The sequence below is a fragment of the Streptomyces violascens genome, from assembly GCF_014649955.1.
In the GTDB taxonomy this organism is placed as follows: domain Bacteria; phylum Actinomycetota; class Actinomycetes; order Streptomycetales; family Streptomycetaceae; genus Streptomyces; species Streptomyces violascens.
This window is the reverse complement of sequence record NZ_BMUA01000001.1, coordinates 642,505-658,472: the sequence shown is the minus strand read 5'-3', so window position 1 is coordinate 658,472 and position 15,968 is coordinate 642,505. Positions and strand designations below refer to the sequence as shown.

Below are 15,968 nucleotides of genomic sequence, written 5' to 3'. Positions count from 1 at the left end.
CCGCGCCGACACGAGCGCCAACCGGGCGCAAAACGTTCGGGCGGCAGCGGACCGCGCCCAGAGCCTGCGAGCGCGCGAGGGCTGGGGGAAGCTGGGAGGGTGGCCGCGAGGCCCCGCCCGCAGGAGGTGTCCATGGATCCCGTGTCGGCGCTGAGGCGGATCGCCTTCCTGCTCGAACGCAGCCAGGGCGCCACCTACCGCGTACAGGCCTTCCGTACCGCCGCCGCGGCGGTCAAGGAGCTGCCGCCGGACGAGGTCGCCGAGCGCGCGGCGGTGGCCGGAAGCCTGGAGTCGGTCAAGGGCATCGGCCCGAAGACCGCCCAGGTGGTGCGCGAGGCACTCGCCGACCGGGTGCCGGGCTATCTTCAGCGCCTCGAATCGGAACTGGAGGCCGCGGCGCCGCTCGCCGAGGGCGGCGAAGATCTGCGGGCCGCGCTGCGCGGCGACTGCCACCTGCACTCCGACTGGTCGGACGGCGGCAGCACCATCGAGGACATGGGCCGCACCGCGGCGGAGCTCGGCCATGAATGGGCCGTGCTCACCGACCACTCGCCCCGGCTCACCGTCGCCAACGGACTGACCGCCGAGCGGCTGCGCCATCAGCTGGAGGTGGTGGCCGAACTCAACGAGCGCTGGGCGCCGTTCAGGCTCCTCACCGGCATCGAGTGCGACATCCTCGACGACGGCTCCCTCGACCAGGAGGACGAACTGCTCGACCAGCTCGACGTCGTGGTCGTCTCCGTCCACTCCAAGCTCCGCATGGACGCCGCCGCCATGACCCGGCGCATGATCGCGGCCGTCAGCAACCCCCTGGCCGATGTGCTGGGGCACTGCACCGGACGTCTGGTCACCGGGCGCGGGCGGCCCGAGTCCGAGTTCGACGCGGACGCGGTGTTCGCCGCCTGCGCCGAGGGCGGCACCGCCGTGGAGATCAACAGCCGCCCGGAACGGCTGGATCCGCCGCGCCGCCTTCTGACCCGGGCCGTCGAGGCGGGCGTCCTGTTCGCCATCGACACCGACTCCCACGCCCCGGGCCAGCTCGACTGGCAGATCTACGGCTGCGCGCGGGCCGAGCAATGCGGCGTGCCGCCGGAGCGGGTCATCACGACCTGGACGCTGGAGGATCTGCTGACCTGGACCCGCACCCGCGAGGTCCCGGCAGGCGTGGCCGACCGGGCCTGAGCGGGCCGGTCCCGTCCCGTCTCCCGTGCGCACTCCGCGCGGGACGAGCGTCTTCGCAACCGCCCCGACATCCCGGGAATCCGGTCGGCCGTCACGCGAGGGCAGGCATGCGAGGGCGTCGATGCGGGGCGCGGACATGCGGGAGCCGGGGCTTCACCCCGCGCTGGGTGAAGCCCCGGCTCCCGTGCGGGACCGGGTCAGCCGCGGTCGATCCCGGCGTCGCGCATCGCCTGCTCGGCCCGCTCCTGCTCGTCCTCGGTCCGCTGCCTGCTGCTGCGGTCGGAGATCTGCTGTCCGGCCTCGGATGCCTTCACCTTGGCCTGCTCGGCGGCCTGTCGCGCCTTGTCCTGCAACTTCTCGGCCTTGCCCATGGAGATTCGCTCCTGAGTGTGGGGGTGGGGATCGAACGCATTCACCGTGCCATGCACCGTCACCAGGCGCACCCCGAACCATTACGCAGCGTAATGATCGGCGGCGTACTGCCAGAAGTCACGCATCAGGGTGACCGGGGTCGGCCCGGTCATCTCCACCTGGCTCAGCAGGATGGTGACCGTGCCGGTGGACGGAACGACGTAGGCGGTCGTGCCGGTGCCGCCGACCCAGCCGTAGCGCCCCGGCACGTTCCACGGCTCGATGGTCTCGATGTCGACCGAGCCGCCGAACCCCCAGCCCTGGCCCTGCAGGAACAACGTGCCGGCGGCGCGCTGGGCGGGTGTCAGATGGTCGGTGGTCATCTGCCGTACGGCTTCGGGCGAGAGCAGCCGGCGCCCCTGAACGGTCCCGCCGCCGAGCAGCAGCCCGGCGAAGGCGTGCAGGTCGTCGACGGTCGAGACGAGTCCGCCCGCGCCGGAAGGGAACGCGGGCGGGCTGCTCCACTGCCCGTCGGGGGCGTCGACGAGTTCCAGACCGCCCTGCGGAAGGGGCCGGTAGCAGGTGGTGAACCGGTCCAGATCGCGGGCCGGCACCGAGAACCCGGTGTCGGTCATGCCGAGCGGCCCGAAGAGGCGCTCGGCCAGGAACTCGGGCAGCGTGCGCCCGGAAACCCTCGCGATCAGGACGCCCTGGAGGTCGGAGCACAGGTTGTACAGCCACGCCTCGCCGGGCTGGTGCAGCATCGGAATGCGGGCGAGCCGCGCGAGCCACTCGTCCGGCGCGGGCACCGACTGCGGGCGCGGAGGCGCCTGTTGGAGCTCGCTGAACAGAGGCGCGACGGCGGGCAGCGAGAAATCGGAGGGAAAGCCGTAGCCGGCGCGGAAGGTCAGCAGATCGGCCACCGTGATCGCCCGCTCGGCGGGGACGACGTCGTCGACCGGGGAGGACGGCGTACGGACGACCATGGGCGAAGCCAGCTCCGGCAGCCACCGGGCGACCGGGTCGTCCAGCGCGATCCGCCCGTCGTCGACCAGCATCATGAGGGCCGCGGCGGTGACCGGCTTGCCGATCGAGGCGATACGGAAGATCGAGTCCCTGGCCATCGGGGAAGCGCCGCCCGCGTCGAGGGAGCCGGCCACCGCGCACTCCACGCGGTCACCGCAGGCCACCAGGCCCACCGCACCCGGCACCGTGCCGTCGTGGACGTATGTGTCGAGGATCTTGCGCAATGCGCTCATGGGCCCACCTTCTGGAAGTCCGGCTCTCCTGGAGTCCGGTTCTCGAAGTCCGTCGGAAGGGAGACTCCCCCCGGGCCCGGGAATCATCGCGCTCACCCATGTCACTTGGCCACTTGGCGCACATCGCCGTGCGCCGTTGCGTGCACCCCGTGCGACCGCCGATCACCCGAAGTAGCCGCGCCGGGCGGGCGAATCGGTGCGATCCTGATATCGGGACATTTCTTCCCCGAGGAGGCATCTCATGCGCAAGGTCGCCGACTGTCGGGACTACCCGAGTGAATCGAATTGCAGCCTGACGATTTCCGGGACGGAAGAGGAAGTCGTCCGGGCGGCCGCCGAGCACGCCGCATCGGTGCACGGCCACACGGACTCTCCAGAACTCCGCGAAGAGATAAAGAAGATGCTGAAGGACGAGGCAACCGTCTAGCGCCCCGGCAGCCCGAACCAGGACCGACCACCTCTGAGGGCCGTTCCGCGTCGGCGTCGGCCCCGGCGCCGTGAGCGGACCGGAGTGGTCGGAGCTCCGCCGCAGGTGGCGTAGGGTGGTGTTCACCGACGCGGGGTGGAGCAGCTCGGTAGCTCGCTGGGCTCATAACCCAGAGGTCGCAGGTTCAAATCCTGTCCCCGCTACGAAACTTCGGCCCCCGGCACTCTGCGTGCCGGGGGCCGAAGTGCGTGACATGGCTGCCCGCGGGTATGTCTGCCCGGCCCACCCATCCGAAAGGGAACCGACGCACCGCCGTACTCCTCTTCACCGGCGACGCCGGGTGGGGAGATGGGGCATGTTCGCTGTAGGTGGGGCCTTCGGGGTGGTATTCGGATGTGTGGGGCTGCTGTTCGCCCTGGTGGGCATCGCGATGCTGGTCGGGGTGGTCCGCAGGGTGTCGGAGCACAGGCGCACCCTGCGCGAGGGGCTGAGGGCACAGGGCCGCTGTCTGGAGACGTATGTGGTGCGCACCCACCGTTCCGGTGGGCCTGTGCATCACCAGCGCCGTCTGATCGTCGGGTTCCGTGCGGGGGACGGGCGTGATGTGCGGGTGCAGGTGACATCGAGGCAGCCCTATGTGACGGGTGACATGGTGTTGCTGCGCCATCTGCCGCACCGGCCCGAGCGCGCGGTCGTGGACGAGGCGCCGACCGGGGTCGGAGTGGTGTCGTGCCTCTTCGGCGGGGCCATGGTGGTCTTCACCTGTGTGGGGCTGTTCTTCGCCGCGATCGGCTTCGGCGCGGCCGTGTTCCTGGGCGCATCGGCCGACGACGGCGCCCCGGTCCCGTTGCCGGACCCGCACCTCACCGCCGGGCCCTGAGCGGTGTCCGAACCCTGCCCGAACCGGTCGAGGGTCTTGGGTGTGGACGATTTCTGGTGTGGGGGAGGGCGGTGGGATGATGGCGCGATGTCTGATCGTGTTGTTGTTGCCGCTTGTGACGGGGCGTCGAAGGGCAATCCCGGCCCTGCCGGATGGGCCTGGGTGATCGCGGATGCCGAGGGGCGGCCGGAGCGTTGGGGCGCGGGTCCGCTCGGCACCGCCACCAACAATGTCGGCGAGCTCACCGCCCTGGAGCGACTCCTCGAAGCAGTCGACCCCGGCACCCCCCTGCAGGTGCGCATGGACTCCCAGTACGCCATGAAGGCGGTCACCCAGTGGCTGCCGGGCTGGAAGCGCAACGGGTGGAAGACCGCGGCGGGCAAGCCGGTCGCCAACCGTGAACTCGTCGAGCGCATCGACGGGTTGCTGGCCGAACGGGACGTGGAGTTCGTCTATGTGCCCGCACACCAGGTGGGCGGAGACCCGCTGAACGCCATCGCCGACCAGGCCGCCAGCGACGCGGCCACCACCCAGCGCGCCGCCGGCACGGCCCACGGCGACCAGGAGATGCCGGTGCCCGCACCGGCTCGCGCCAGTACGACGCGGGCCAGGACCGCCACCGCGCGGAAGGCACCCGCCGCGGCCAAGTCGTCCGCCTCGGGAGCCGGTGCGGGCAAGCCGCGGACCATCAAGGCGAAGTTCCCCGGACGCTGCCCGTGCGGGCAGCCCTATGCCGCGGGTGCTCCCATCATGAAGCGCGAGCAGGGCTGGGGACACCCGGACTGCAGCCCAGTGGTGTGAGGCACGGGGCTGCCATGTCACCTGTCCGGTAGGTGGCCGTACGTGTGCCGGACGAGCCGGCACCGTGCGCCCGTCAGTCGGTGGTCACGGGGGTGACGGCGTCCTCCCCCTTCTTGACGTCGCTGTCCGCGGGCTGCGCGGACGCGCTGGTGTCGCCGCCCTCGGGAGCCGTGTAGAAGACGGACCGGTTCTGCCGGGTGCGCTGCGCCTGACCCTTGGCCACGAGGTTTTCGAGGGTGTTGCGCACCACGGTGCCGGCGATGTTGCGGCCCGGGTGGGCGTCGGTGAGACCGGCCGTGATCTCGGCGGCCGAGCGCGGCTCACCGCTCGTGGCGAGGTGGGCCGCGACGAGCTCCCGCAGCGTGGGAGCAGCACCCGACGCCTTGGCCTTGGGGGCGGGCCGCGCCTGCTTCTTGGCCGCGCGACCTGCGGACTTGGATCCCGAACGCGCCTGAGGGATGCGCGGGGCGGATGCCTCGGCCTTCTTGGGAGCCTTGCCCGCGGCGGGCACGGCGGGGGTGCCGATCGCCTGCTGCATGGAGGCGAGCAGGGCGTGGTTGCTCTCCAGGATGCTCAACTGCTCCTGGAGCGCACTGATCTGGCCGGCGATGTGTTCGCGTTCGGCGACGTTGCTGTCGAGATCGCTCTGGATCTGGGCAGCGTACTGGGACTGGAGCATGGTGCTGTCCGGCACGAGTCGTTCCTCCGGGGGCGTGTGCGTACGTGATTGCTGCCGGATGTTACGCGCCTCCTCTGTGCAGGGGCACCCACTTGACAGTAGATGAGACCGCTCAGGGTGAATGAATCCCGTGGGCAACGGCCTCGCGGGGCACACCGAGTGATGTCCCACCCTGAGGATGGAGGCCGCTCCCGCCCCGGCGGGTTGAAGAGAGCGGCCTTCGAACCGGACCACATGACGGGGTGCTACTCCGGTGTCGTGTATCGGAGTTCGCGCTCGCCCAGGGTGCGCCGCACACATGCCGCGACCACATGACTGAGGTTTCCGGTGCGGGCGAGCAACTCGCGCTGAACGCGGGCGCCGTTGCCGCGGACAAGCAGTTCCGCGGTCGCCTTGTGGGCCCATGCGAAGTCCCCGCTGTCTTCGAGCGCCTCCCGTACGTGGTCGAACAGGGCCCGTGCGACGACGGGTGCGGGGGCCGGCCGCATGGTCACCGGGTGCAGCAGGTCGTCGTCGAGCCCGGAGCGCGCGGCCCGCCACGCGGCGAGCCGCAGCAGTTGCACCCCGTGTCCCAGTGGTGGCCGCCCCCTGCGCCAGTCCCGGGCAGCGGTCTCGACCAGTGCGCGGGCCAGACCCGCCACGAGCAGCGCGGTGGTGGCCTCCAGACACACATCCGCCACCCGGATCTCCACCGTGGGGTAGCGGTGGGAGAGCCGGGCGTCGAAATAGATCATGCCCCGGTCGTGCACCACACCGCTCGTCACCATGTCGTCGACCTGGGCGTGGTAGCGCTCGGCCGAGCCGAAGACACCCGTCGGCCCGGACATGGGCCACCGGCCCCACACCCTGCTGCGGTAACTGCTGTAGAGGGTGTCGTTGCCGTGCCAGTACGGAGAGTTCCCGCTCAGTGCGGTCAGCACGGGCAGCCACGGCTGGATCCGGTCCACGACGGCGACGCCCTCGTCGTCCGATGCGACCGACACATGCACGTGGCATCCGCAGGTGAGCTGTTCCTGGGTCGTCAGACCGAACTGTTCCTCCATCCACTGGTAGCGGCGGCCCGCGTTGACGGCGGGCCGGACGGGCAGGGGCGACGTCGCGAGGGCGGCGACCGCCGCTCCGGCTTCGGCCGCGTGCCGGGCCGCCTCGTGGCGCCAGTGCACGATCTCCGCGCCGAGTTCCTCCATGTCCGTCTGCGGCCGGGTGCCGAACTCCAGCTGCTGACCCTGCAGTTCACGCTCGAACGTGCCCTTGGCGGGGCCGCCTCCGTCGGCGGCGCACTTGGCAAGACGGGCCAGCACCTCCGAGGACAGGGCACACGGCTGCCCGGTGCCCGGGTCGACCAGGAGCAGTTCCTCTTCCACGCCTACGGTGCGCAAAATGACGCTCCCATCCTGTCCGGGCGCCCGTCGGGCGGCACGGAAAACGGCCGGGGGCACCAGCATGCACGGCCGGTGCCGTCCCCGGGTGCCGGTGAGGGGGCCCTCTTTCGGTCACACCCGTCAGGGCCGGGCACCCCCGGCCCCAGCGGCCGCCACGGCAGCTGTGCCGCCACTCGGGTCACAGCCGCCCTGCCCGGCCTGACACGCCACCGACCGGGGGGAATCCCCGGCGCCCGGGCGCCCGGGCGGTATTCCTTGGGGCGCGGGCACCACACATGAACGTCGCACACCTCGCGAACGTACATACCGACGTAGGAGATCTGCCGATGCGCGTAAGTCTTGTTGCCGCCGGGGCCGCTGTCGCCGCCGGAGTCCTTCTGTGCGCCGCCTCCGGCCCGGCCGGGGCCGCCACCTCGGGCACCGTCTCCGCCGACCCGACCGGGACGGTCTCCAGCGACGGCACCGTCATCCTCTCGGGCACCTACCGGTGCTCCGCCCCGGGACCCGGCCCGATCTTCGTGGCGAGTTCGGTGCGGAGCGGCGGCGTACAGCACGGCATCGGCGGCACGGCCGCGCGGTGCGACGGCGCCGAACACACCTGGGTCAACCACGAGAAGCCGCACGGGACGCCGGTGAAGCCCGGACCGGCCGACATCGAGGCCACCCTGGTGCAGCTGAACACCCGCAGCGGCCTTCCGCTGCCCGTCATCCTCGCCACCGACTGGCACAGCATCGACCTTCGCCCCGCCAAGGACTGACGGAGCGTCCACGCCGTTCCGGCACCCCCGACGTCTGAAATCGCTTCTGGTTGCCTCCACAAGTGTGCGGGCGGTGAGTTTCGGACATACCCGCATTCATAGGGTGCGGGGGTGCACTGTCCCTTCAAATCCCTCGTCCAAGGGCGGTTGAAGACCTCTGCCGACAGGGCCCAACATCTGTAATTCATCCGGCCGTTGCCCTGATCTGGCCGTTGATTTTCTTGATCGACTGTCAGGATGGCACAAGAAACGACCGAAAGTGTCCTGTTTGTTTTGACTCCTGATCGGCCTGCGGTGAAGGTCTCGTGCATGTCCCCTTCGCCCCAGGCCGCTCCCAGTGGCCTGCTCCGTATGCGCGATTTCCGATTTCTGCTCGCCGGAGCCGCGGCCGGGCAGGTCGGCGCCCAAGTCACCCTGGTGGCACTGCCCCTGGTGGCCGTGCTCGAACTCAAGGCGCCCGCCTTCCAGGTGGGACTGCTCACCGCCGCCGAGACCGCCGCGTTCCTGCTCATCGGACTGCCCGCGGGGGCCTGGGTCGACCGGATGCGCAAGCTGACGCTGATGATCCGCGCCGACGTGGTCCGCTCCCTGGCCATGGCCAGCGTCCCGCTCGCCGCGGTGGCGGACGTGCTGACCATGGCCCAGCTGTATGCCGTCGCCCTGGTCGTGGGTGTGGCGACCGTCTTCTTCGACGTGGCCCACCAGAGCTATCTGCCCCAACTCCTGCCCAGGGAGCACCTGGTGGCGGGCAACGGGGCCCTGGAGACGGTACGTTCCTCGGCGCAGGTGGCCGGGCCCGGGCTCGGCGGCGGGCTCGTCCAACTGGTGGGGGCACACCTCGCGATCGTGGCCGACGCCATCGGCTACGCCGTCTCCGCCCTGTTCCTGCTGGCCATCCGCCGCCCCGAGCCGGGGCCCGAACCCGTACCCGGCGCCTCCCTGCGCAAGGACGTCGCGGAAGGCCTGCGCTTCGTGCTCGGCCACCCGCTGCTGCGTGTCATCGCGGGCACCACGGCGCTCGGCAACTTCTTCACCGCGATGCTCATGGCCACCCAGACCATCTTCCTGGTCCGGGTCCTCGACCTGCCTCCGGCCGCGATCGGCGTGATGCTCTCGGCATCGGCCGTGGGCGGACTCGCCGGAGCGCTCTGCGCGGGCCGCCTTGCCGGACGCTTCGGCCAGGCCCGCATCATCTGGCTCTCCGCCCTCGCGACCGGCCCTTTCGCGCTGCTGTGGCCGCTGTCCGGCAAGGGCCTGGCCGCCGCGCTCTTCGCGGTCGCCTCCGGCGTGGTCTTCTTCGGCGCCGTGGTCTACAACGTCGCCCAGGTGAGCTTCCGTCAAACCCTGTGCCCCCCACGCCTGTTGGGGCGCATGAACGCCACCCTCCGCTTCATGATGTGGGGCACCCTGCCGCTCGGCGCGCTCGTCGGCGGCGCCGTCGCGGATGCCTCCGGCGCACGCACCGCGCTGTGGATCTGCGCGATCGGCTTCCTCGCCGTGCCGCTGCCGCTCCTGCTCTCCCCGCTGCGCGGGATGCGCGACCTCCCCGAGACCGCGCACCCCGAGACCGAGGACGACGACCGGCAGGACTCGACGCCGGGCCACGACGAGAGTGTCCCCGTCGCCTGACCGCCACCGGGCAACTCCCCTTGGCTGCAAGCCAGTTCAAGCCCGCCACCCCCGCACCGAGAGTTCCCAACCCCGAGAGAGGACCACGTGCTCCCCAGCATCACGGGCCAGTATCTGGCCCGCTACCAGCGCCTCGGCGCAGGTGACCCGGCGGCCGGACTGCTGCCCGTCACCGGGGCCCAGCGGCGCTTCCTGCTCGTGCGTTCCCTGGACCCCGCCGGCCGCGCCGACATCGTCCCGATGTTCTTCGCCTTCCCGCGCGGCACCGTCGACGCGGCACGGCTGCGCGCCGCCGCGAACCATCTGGCCGCCCGCCACCCCGTACTGCGCTCCCGGCCGTGCGTCGTACGCGGCACACCCGCCCTGCGGCCCGAACCGGCGGACGTACCCCTGGACCACGTCGCCCGCGCACCCGGCGAGGACGCTGAGGACGCGCTGCGCCGGACCCTGGCCGGCTGGCCCGCCGACGGCCCGCCGCTGCGGCTGTTCCTCGCCCACAGCGGCCCGCACGCCGAGGAGGAGCTCCTCGCCGTCGTCCTGGACCACACCGCCTGCGACGGCCAGTCGCTCGCCCGCATCGTCGAGGAACTCGGCGACGCCTACCGCGACCGCCTCGGCCCCGACGACCTGTCGCCCGCCGAGGCGGCCGCCGAACTCGCCGCCTACCGCGACGCCGTCCTGCGCCAGCTCGAAGCCGAGGACCGCGCCGCCTCGCCCCGCGCGCTCACGTACTGGGGAGAGCGGCTGCGTACGGCCCGCGAGCAGGCCCCGCTGCCCGGCTCGCGGTCCATATCCGCCGGACTGCCCACCGGCGCCGTCGAGGTGAGGCTCCCCTCGCCCGCCGGAGGCGTCCCCTTCCCGGCGCTGCTCGACGCCTGCCGCGCGGCAGCAGGAGCCCTGTTCGGGACGGGGCCCGTGGCGCCCATCGGCTACCCGTGGGGCGGCCGCCCGGCCGGCGCCGAGCCCGTCCTCGGCTGCTTCCTGAACACCGTGGTCTTCCCGGCCGACACCGGCAGCGCCCCGGCGCCGGAGGTGACCGCCACCGACTGGTGGGACGACCTCGACCGCGCCGACACCCCCTTCGACGAGGTCGTACGGGCCGCCCGGGCGGGCGGATCCGCCTGGTCCGGCCGGCTCGACGGCCTGCTCACCGTGGACGACGCCCGCAACCGGACCCCGCTGAGGCTCGGCGGGACGGCGGGCCGCGAGGTCCACATCGGCGGCCGGCAGGTCCGCGCCCCCTTCGCCGTCTCCGCCACCCAGGGACCCGAACTCCACCTCCGCATGGTGTGGGACCGCTCGGTCCTCGACGACGCCGCGGCCGAAGACGCCTTCGCGGCCCTGCGCGGAGCACTCCCCGCCGAGGCCCCGGCCCACTGAGCCCGGCCCCACCCGTGTCCCGCGCGGACACCGCCGCAGGAACGCGTACCCCCTGAACTCCCAGCATCCGGCCGTGCCGCGCGATCCGCGGACCGGCCGGCGCGCCGCCGTGCGGGGCGCACGAACGCGCCCCGCGCCACCCGACCCGACAACCCAAGGGATCGCCCATGCTCCCCCTCTCCTCCTCGCAGGAGATCGTCTGGCTGCACGAAGAAGTGCAGCCGGGCAGCCGCGCCTACAACTTCACCGCCTCCCTCGACCTGTGGGGCACCCTCGACGTCGAAGCCCTGCGCAGCGGCCTCGCCGCCACGCTCGCCCGCCACCCCGGGCTGCGGCTCGAACTCGTCCCCGTGGCCGGCGCGATGCCCGGCCAGCAGGTGGCCGACGTCTGCCTGCCGCGGCTGCGCACCGTGGACGTCACCTGGGAGGCCGACCCCGAGGCCGCCTTCGACAAGCTCCTTCGCATCGAGGCGGAGACCCCCCTCGACACCACCGAGGCGCCCCTGATTCGCTGGACCCTGGTCAAGCTCGCCGAGAACCGGCACCGGCTCATCCACGTGGAACACCACCTGATCCACGACGGGCACTCGTTCGCGATCCTGCTGGGCGACGTCTTCACCGTCTACCGGGCCCAAGTCCTCGGCGAGAGCGTCGAGTTGGGCACCCCCAGCTCGTACGCCGACCACGTGCGCGCCCGCGCCGGTGACATACGGGCCAAGGAGCTGGGCGCGAGCCTGGAGTACTGGTCCGAGACGCTGCGCGACGCCTCGTACGACATGCCGCTGCCCGGCCTCACCAAGCCCGGCGCGCGGCGCCGCCACCACGGCGGCCAGCTGCGCCAGTCGATCGGCGCGGACCTCGCCGAGCGGCTGCGCGCCCACACCCGCGAGCGTGGACTGACCCCGTTCGCCACCCTGCTCGGCCTGTTCGCCGAACTGTTGCGGCGCCACAGCGGTCGCAGCCAGATGGTGGTGGGAACCGCTGTGGGCAACCGTCCGCGCGGCTTCGAGGACGCCGTCGGCATGTTCGTCAACACCATCCCGCTGCGGCTGAACCTGGACTCGGGCGCACCGGCCGAAGACGCCATGGACGAGGTGACCGACACCCTCATCCGCGCGCTCCCGCACCAGGAGGTGCCGGTCCAGGAACTCACCCGCGCGCTCGGCCTGCACACCTCGGGCGCCGACAACCCGCTGTTCAGCGTCATGTTCAGCGCCCACGACGCGGCGCTGCCCGAAATCGACGTGCCCGGCCTCGACATCACCCTGTTCGAGGGGTTCAACACCGGCACCACCCGCTTCGACCTCGATGTGGTGCTGCTCCCCGACGACCGGCGCGGCGTCAGCCTCCGGCACGGCGCGGCCGGCATGACCCTCGTCTGGGACTACGACGCCGACCTGTTCGGCGAGGACGTGGCGAAGCTGCTCGCCGAGCGCTTCCTCGACCTGCTGCGCGCCTACCTCGACGCGCCCGCCACCACCCTCGCCGACCTTGCGCTGCCGTCAACTCCGCCCGAATCGGCACCTGTTGCTGTCGTGGCGCCGGCAGGCGACCCGCTCGACCCGGCCGCCGCCCAGGACCCGTCGCTGCCCGCCCTCCTCATCGGCGCCCGCCGCCTCACGTACGGGGACCTCGACGCGCGGGTCACCGCCCTCGCCGAACGGATGCTGGCCGCCGGAGTGACGGCGGGCCGGCCCGTCGCCGCGGTGCTGCCCCGCGGCGCCGACTCCGTCGTGACGCTGCTCGCCTGTCTGCGCACCGGCGCGGTGTACTGCCCGCTGTCGCCGTCCGACCCCGCCGCCCGCCTCGAGCTGCTGCTCGAACGCCTCGGCCCGGCACTCGTCCTCACCGCCAAGAACAGCCCGGTCCGCATCCCCGACGGCCTGCCCAGCGCCGAAGTCGACGCCGCGACCCTGCCGCCCGCCCGCGCGGCGGAGGCCGTGCCGAACGCGGCGTACATCATCCACACCTCCGGCTCCACCGGCATCCCCAAGGCCGTCGCCGTCGGGCGGGACGCGCTGGTCAACCACCTCACCGGCGCCGCCGAGCGGTTCGGGCTCGCGGCCGGCGACCGGGTGCTCCTGTTCGCCCAGCCGTCCTTCGACGTCGCCCTCGAAGAGGTGCTGCCCTCGCTGTACGCGGGCGCCTGCCTCGTCGTACCGGAGCAGGACGTGCCGACCGGCACCGAGCTTGCGGAGCTGCTCTGCGCCGCCCGGGTCACCGTGGCCAACCTGCCCACCAGCTACTTCCTCGCCACCCGCGACGACCTGCTGCCGGTGATCCAGGAGGGCCGGTGGACGCCGCGCCTGCTCGTCCTCGGCGGCGAACGCATCCCGGCCGAAGTGATGCGCACCTTCTTCGACGATGCGAAGAAGGGCAGCGGCACCGACTTCTCCGTGCTCAACGCGTACGGCGTGACCGAGGCCGCGATCAGCTCCACCGTGCACGAGATCACCCGGGACGGCCTGGTCGAAGGCGCCGAGATCCCGCTCGGCACCGAGCTGCCCGGCGAGCGGATCCACGTCCTGGACGAGGGCCTGCGCCCGCTGCCCACCGGCGCGGTCGGCGAACTCGCCATCGCCGGCGCCGGGCTGGCCGAGGGCTACGTAGGCAACCCACAGGCCACCGCCGCCCGCTTCGTCACCGTCGAGGCACTCGGCGGCGAACGCGTCTACCTCACCGGCGACCTCGGCTACCGCGGGCAGGACGGCCTCCTCCGCTTCCTGGGCCGCCGCGACAACCAGATCAAACTGCGCGGCTACCGCATCGAACTCGAAGAGGTCGAGGCCGCCGCCTCCGCCGCGCTCGGCGGCCGGTCCTGCGCCGTCGTCCTCGACACCCAATCCAGTGGCGGCCCCCGCCTGGTCGCGTTCCGCGAACGGGCCGACGAGGTCGAGGAGTGGGACGAGCAGGCCCTGCACGCCGAGCTCAGCACCCGCCTCCCCGGCGCGCTCGTGCCCGGCCGCTGGGTGCTCCTCGACACGATGCCGACGCTCGCCGGAGGCAAGCCCAACCGGGTGGCCCTGGCCCGCATGGCCGCCGAGCCGGCCCCGGCCGCCCCGGTCGAGGAAGCCGCCCCGGCGACGGACCCGGCGCTGTCCGACGACCCGGCCGTCGCGCTGCTCGCGGAGGGCTGGCGCGAGGTGCTCGGGCACGACCGCTTCGAGGAGAGCTCGCACTTCTTCCGCATCGGCGGCCACTCGCTGCTCGCCGCGCAGCTGGCGGCCTGGCTGGAACCGCGTCTGGGCGAGCGTCCCTCGCTGCGCCTGCTCTTCCAGCACCCGGTCCTCGCCGACCAGGCCCGAGCCCTCGCCGAGACCGCCACCCCCGCCCTCGCCACGCCGAAGGAGTCGTGATGACAGAGCAGTTGATGCACCGTCAGGACGCAGACCGTACGAACGCCACCCTGAGCGTGCTGCACGGCACGCCCCTTCCCGGGGCCGGCGAGTCCGGGGTGTTGTCGCGCTACGAGGAGTGGGTGCGGCGCTCCCCAGAGGCCCCCGCGGTGATCGACGGGGAGTGTCGCTGGACCTACGCGCAGCTCGACGAGGCGGCCGAGGCGGTCGCGAAGACCCTGGCCGACCGTGTGCGGCCCGGCGACCTCGTCGGGGTCTGCCTGGACCGTTCCGCGGCCCTGGTGATCACCGCGGTCGCGCTTGCCCGGATCGGCGCGGTCTACCTGCCGCTCGGCCCGCGCCCGGGCGAGCGCCGCATCGCCGCGGTCACCGAGGACATCGGCGTCGTCTGCCTCATCGGCGATCCCGAAGTTCTGCCGAAACGTCAGGGACCCGTCGAGCACATCGAGTTGGCGTTGTCGGGCGAGGGCGTCAACGCCGCCTCCTGCGTCGTGGCCGCGTTCGGCCCGGTCGCACCCGGTGCCCGCACGGCCCCGCCCGAGGCCCTGTACGCCGTGCTCACCTCCGGCTCCACCGGCCGCCCCAAGGCCGTCGCCGTCGCCGAACCCGCCCTTGCCGCGCTCCTTCACTGGTATCGAGCGGAGACCGGGCTCGCCCCCGGCGACCGCCAGTCGCTGCTGATCGGCGTCGCCTTCGACCCGCACCTCCTCGAACTGTGGGCCGGCCTCACCTCCGGCGCCGCGCTCATACCCGCGCCCGACGACGTCCGCTGGGACCCGGCCGCGCTCACCGACTGGTGGCGCGACGCCGAGGTCACGGTCGCCGTGTCGGCAACCCCCATGATCGAACCCCTCCTGGACCGGCCCTGGCCCCAGGATCTGTTGCTCCGTCACCTCGTCGTCGGCGGTGACCGGATGCGCCGACGCCCCGGCCCCGACGTGAGCGCCACCCTCCACAACGCCTACGGCCCCGCCGAGGCCACCGTCATCACCACCACCCACGCCATGCGGGCCGACGACCCGGACGCGCACTCCGACGCAGCCCCGCCCATCGGCACCCCGATCGCGGGCGCCACCGTGGCCGTCACCGACGCCGACGGCACCGTCCTGGCCCGCGGCGCGGACGGTGAACTGCGCATCGGCGGCACCTGCCTGGCCCTCGGCTACCTCGACCCGGAGCTGACCGCGCGCCGCTTTGCCGCCCCGCCGCCGCAGCTGCCGGGCGTGGACCGCATGTACCGCACCGGCGACCGGGTGCGCATGCTCGACGACGGCCGGCTCGTCTTCCTCGGCCGCCTCGACGACCAGGTCAAGATCAGCGGAGTGCGCATCGAACCGGCCGAGGTCGAGGCCGCGTTCGAGCACGACGCGGCCGTCCGCAGCGCCGTCGTCACCGCGCCCCGCGACGCCGAAGGCCGCGCCAGGCTCGTGGCGTACGTCCTGCCCACCCCCGGCGCCGCGCCCACCGCCGACGAACTGCTCGCCGCCGTACGCGCCTGGCTGCCCGAGCAGGCGGTGCCCTCGACGGTGCGCATCGTGGACGCCTTCCCGCTGGACGCCAACGGCAAGGTGGACCGGCCTGCCCTCCTCAAGCACGCCGAAGAGGCACCCGCCCTCGCCCCGGCCGATGCCGCCCTGCCGGACGACGCGACCGCCGACGAACGGCTCGTCCTCGCCTCGGTGCGCGACCTGCTCGGCCGCCCCGAGACCACCCTGGAGGACAACTTCACCGACGCCGGAGGCACCTCCCTGCTCGCCGCCCGCCTCCTCGAAGTCCTGGAGAAGGAAACCCAAGTGCGGCTGCGCGCACCGGAGTTGCTGCGCCAGCCCGATCTGCGGGCCATCGCCGCCGTCATCGACAAGCGCCGCAGGTCGAGGTCCTGAC

13 protein-coding genes and 1 tRNA gene are annotated in these 15,968 nt (G+C 72.6%); 10 read left to right on the top strand and 4 right to left on the bottom strand.

Going from position 1 to position 15,968, the window contains the following annotated elements:
* The first annotated feature begins 132 nt into the window (after positions 1-132).
* Positions 133-1,182: a PHP domain-containing protein gene (locus IE206_RS03070; protein WP_189960297.1), complete on the top strand. Its 1,050-nt coding sequence runs from the start codon at positions 133-135 to the stop codon at positions 1,180-1,182.
* A 197-nt stretch (positions 1,183-1,379) separates the two neighbouring features.
* Here IE206_RS03070 and IE206_RS03065 read toward each other — a convergent pair whose 3' ends face one another.
* On the bottom strand, positions 1,380-1,553 hold the full coding sequence (locus IE206_RS03065) for a hypothetical protein (RefSeq protein WP_189960296.1): 174 nt from the start codon (positions 1,551-1,553) through the stop codon (positions 1,380-1,382).
* 81 nt (positions 1,554-1,634) lie between these two features.
* On the bottom strand, positions 1,635-2,792 hold the full coding sequence (locus IE206_RS03060) for a serine hydrolase domain-containing protein (protein WP_189960295.1): 1,158 nt from the start codon (positions 2,790-2,792) through the stop codon (positions 1,635-1,637).
* A gap of 241 nt (positions 2,793-3,033) precedes the next feature.
* On the opposite strand from IE206_RS03060, the gene IE206_RS03055 reads away from it, so the two are divergent.
* The 4 genes from IE206_RS03055 to IE206_RS03040 all read left to right on the top strand — a co-directional run bounded on the left by IE206_RS03055 (position 3,034) and on the right by IE206_RS03040 (position 4,900).
* Positions 3,034-3,219 (top strand): DUF1059 domain-containing protein, encoded by a 186-nt coding sequence (locus IE206_RS03055; protein ID WP_189960294.1) that lies wholly within the window; start codon positions 3,034-3,036, stop codon positions 3,217-3,219.
* Between the two features lie 129 nt (positions 3,220-3,348).
* Positions 3,349-3,422, top strand: a tRNA-Met gene (locus tag IE206_RS03050).
* 152 nt (positions 3,423-3,574) lie between these two features.
* Positions 3,575-4,099: a DUF3592 domain-containing protein gene (locus tag IE206_RS03045; RefSeq protein WP_189960293.1), complete on the top strand. Its 525-nt coding sequence runs from the start codon at positions 3,575-3,577 to the stop codon at positions 4,097-4,099.
* A gap of 87 nt (positions 4,100-4,186) precedes the next feature.
* The gene (locus tag IE206_RS03040) at positions 4,187-4,900 is read left to right on the top strand and encodes a ribonuclease H family protein (RefSeq protein WP_189960292.1); all 714 of its coding nucleotides are present in this window, start codon (positions 4,187-4,189) and stop codon (positions 4,898-4,900) included.
* 73 nt (positions 4,901-4,973) lie between these two features.
* Here the strand turns inward: IE206_RS03040 and IE206_RS03035 are convergent, their stop codons facing one another.
* A complete protein-coding gene (locus IE206_RS03035; RefSeq protein WP_226598682.1) occupies positions 4,974-5,594 on the bottom strand; it encodes a hypothetical protein in 621 nt (206 codons plus the stop codon).
* Between the two features lie 230 nt (positions 5,595-5,824).
* Positions 5,825-6,958, bottom strand: a complete 1,134-nt coding sequence (locus IE206_RS03030) for a glutamate--cysteine ligase (protein WP_189960291.1) — start codon at positions 6,956-6,958, stop codon at positions 5,825-5,827.
* Positions 6,959-7,287: 329 nt separating this feature from the next.
* On the opposite strand from IE206_RS03030, the gene IE206_RS03025 reads away from it, so the two are divergent.
* From IE206_RS03025 to IE206_RS03005, 5 genes are all read left to right on the top strand, one after another.
* Positions 7,288-7,719: a DUF6299 family protein gene (locus IE206_RS03025; RefSeq protein ID WP_189960290.1), complete on the top strand. Its 432-nt coding sequence runs from the start codon at positions 7,288-7,290 to the stop codon at positions 7,717-7,719.
* A 351-nt stretch (positions 7,720-8,070) separates the two neighbouring features.
* Positions 8,071-9,348: an MFS transporter gene (locus tag IE206_RS03020; RefSeq protein ID WP_229853165.1), complete on the top strand. Its 1,278-nt coding sequence runs from the start codon at positions 8,071-8,073 to the stop codon at positions 9,346-9,348.
* Positions 9,349-9,435: 87 nt separating this feature from the next.
* Complete coding sequence (locus IE206_RS03015; RefSeq protein ID WP_189960288.1) at positions 9,436-10,728, top strand: condensation domain-containing protein; 1,293 nt, start codon at positions 9,436-9,438, stop codon at positions 10,726-10,728.
* A gap of 167 nt (positions 10,729-10,895) precedes the next feature.
* The gene (locus IE206_RS03010) at positions 10,896-14,084 is read left to right on the top strand and encodes a non-ribosomal peptide synthetase (RefSeq protein ID WP_189960287.1); all 3,189 of its coding nucleotides are present in this window, start codon (positions 10,896-10,898) and stop codon (positions 14,082-14,084) included.
* On the top strand, positions 14,084-15,967 hold the full coding sequence (locus IE206_RS03005) for a non-ribosomal peptide synthetase (protein ID WP_226598680.1): 1,884 nt from the start codon (positions 14,084-14,086) through the stop codon (positions 15,965-15,967). Before IE206_RS03010 ends, IE206_RS03005 begins: the two co-directional genes overlap by 1 nt.
* Position 15,968 lies beyond the last annotated feature (1 nt).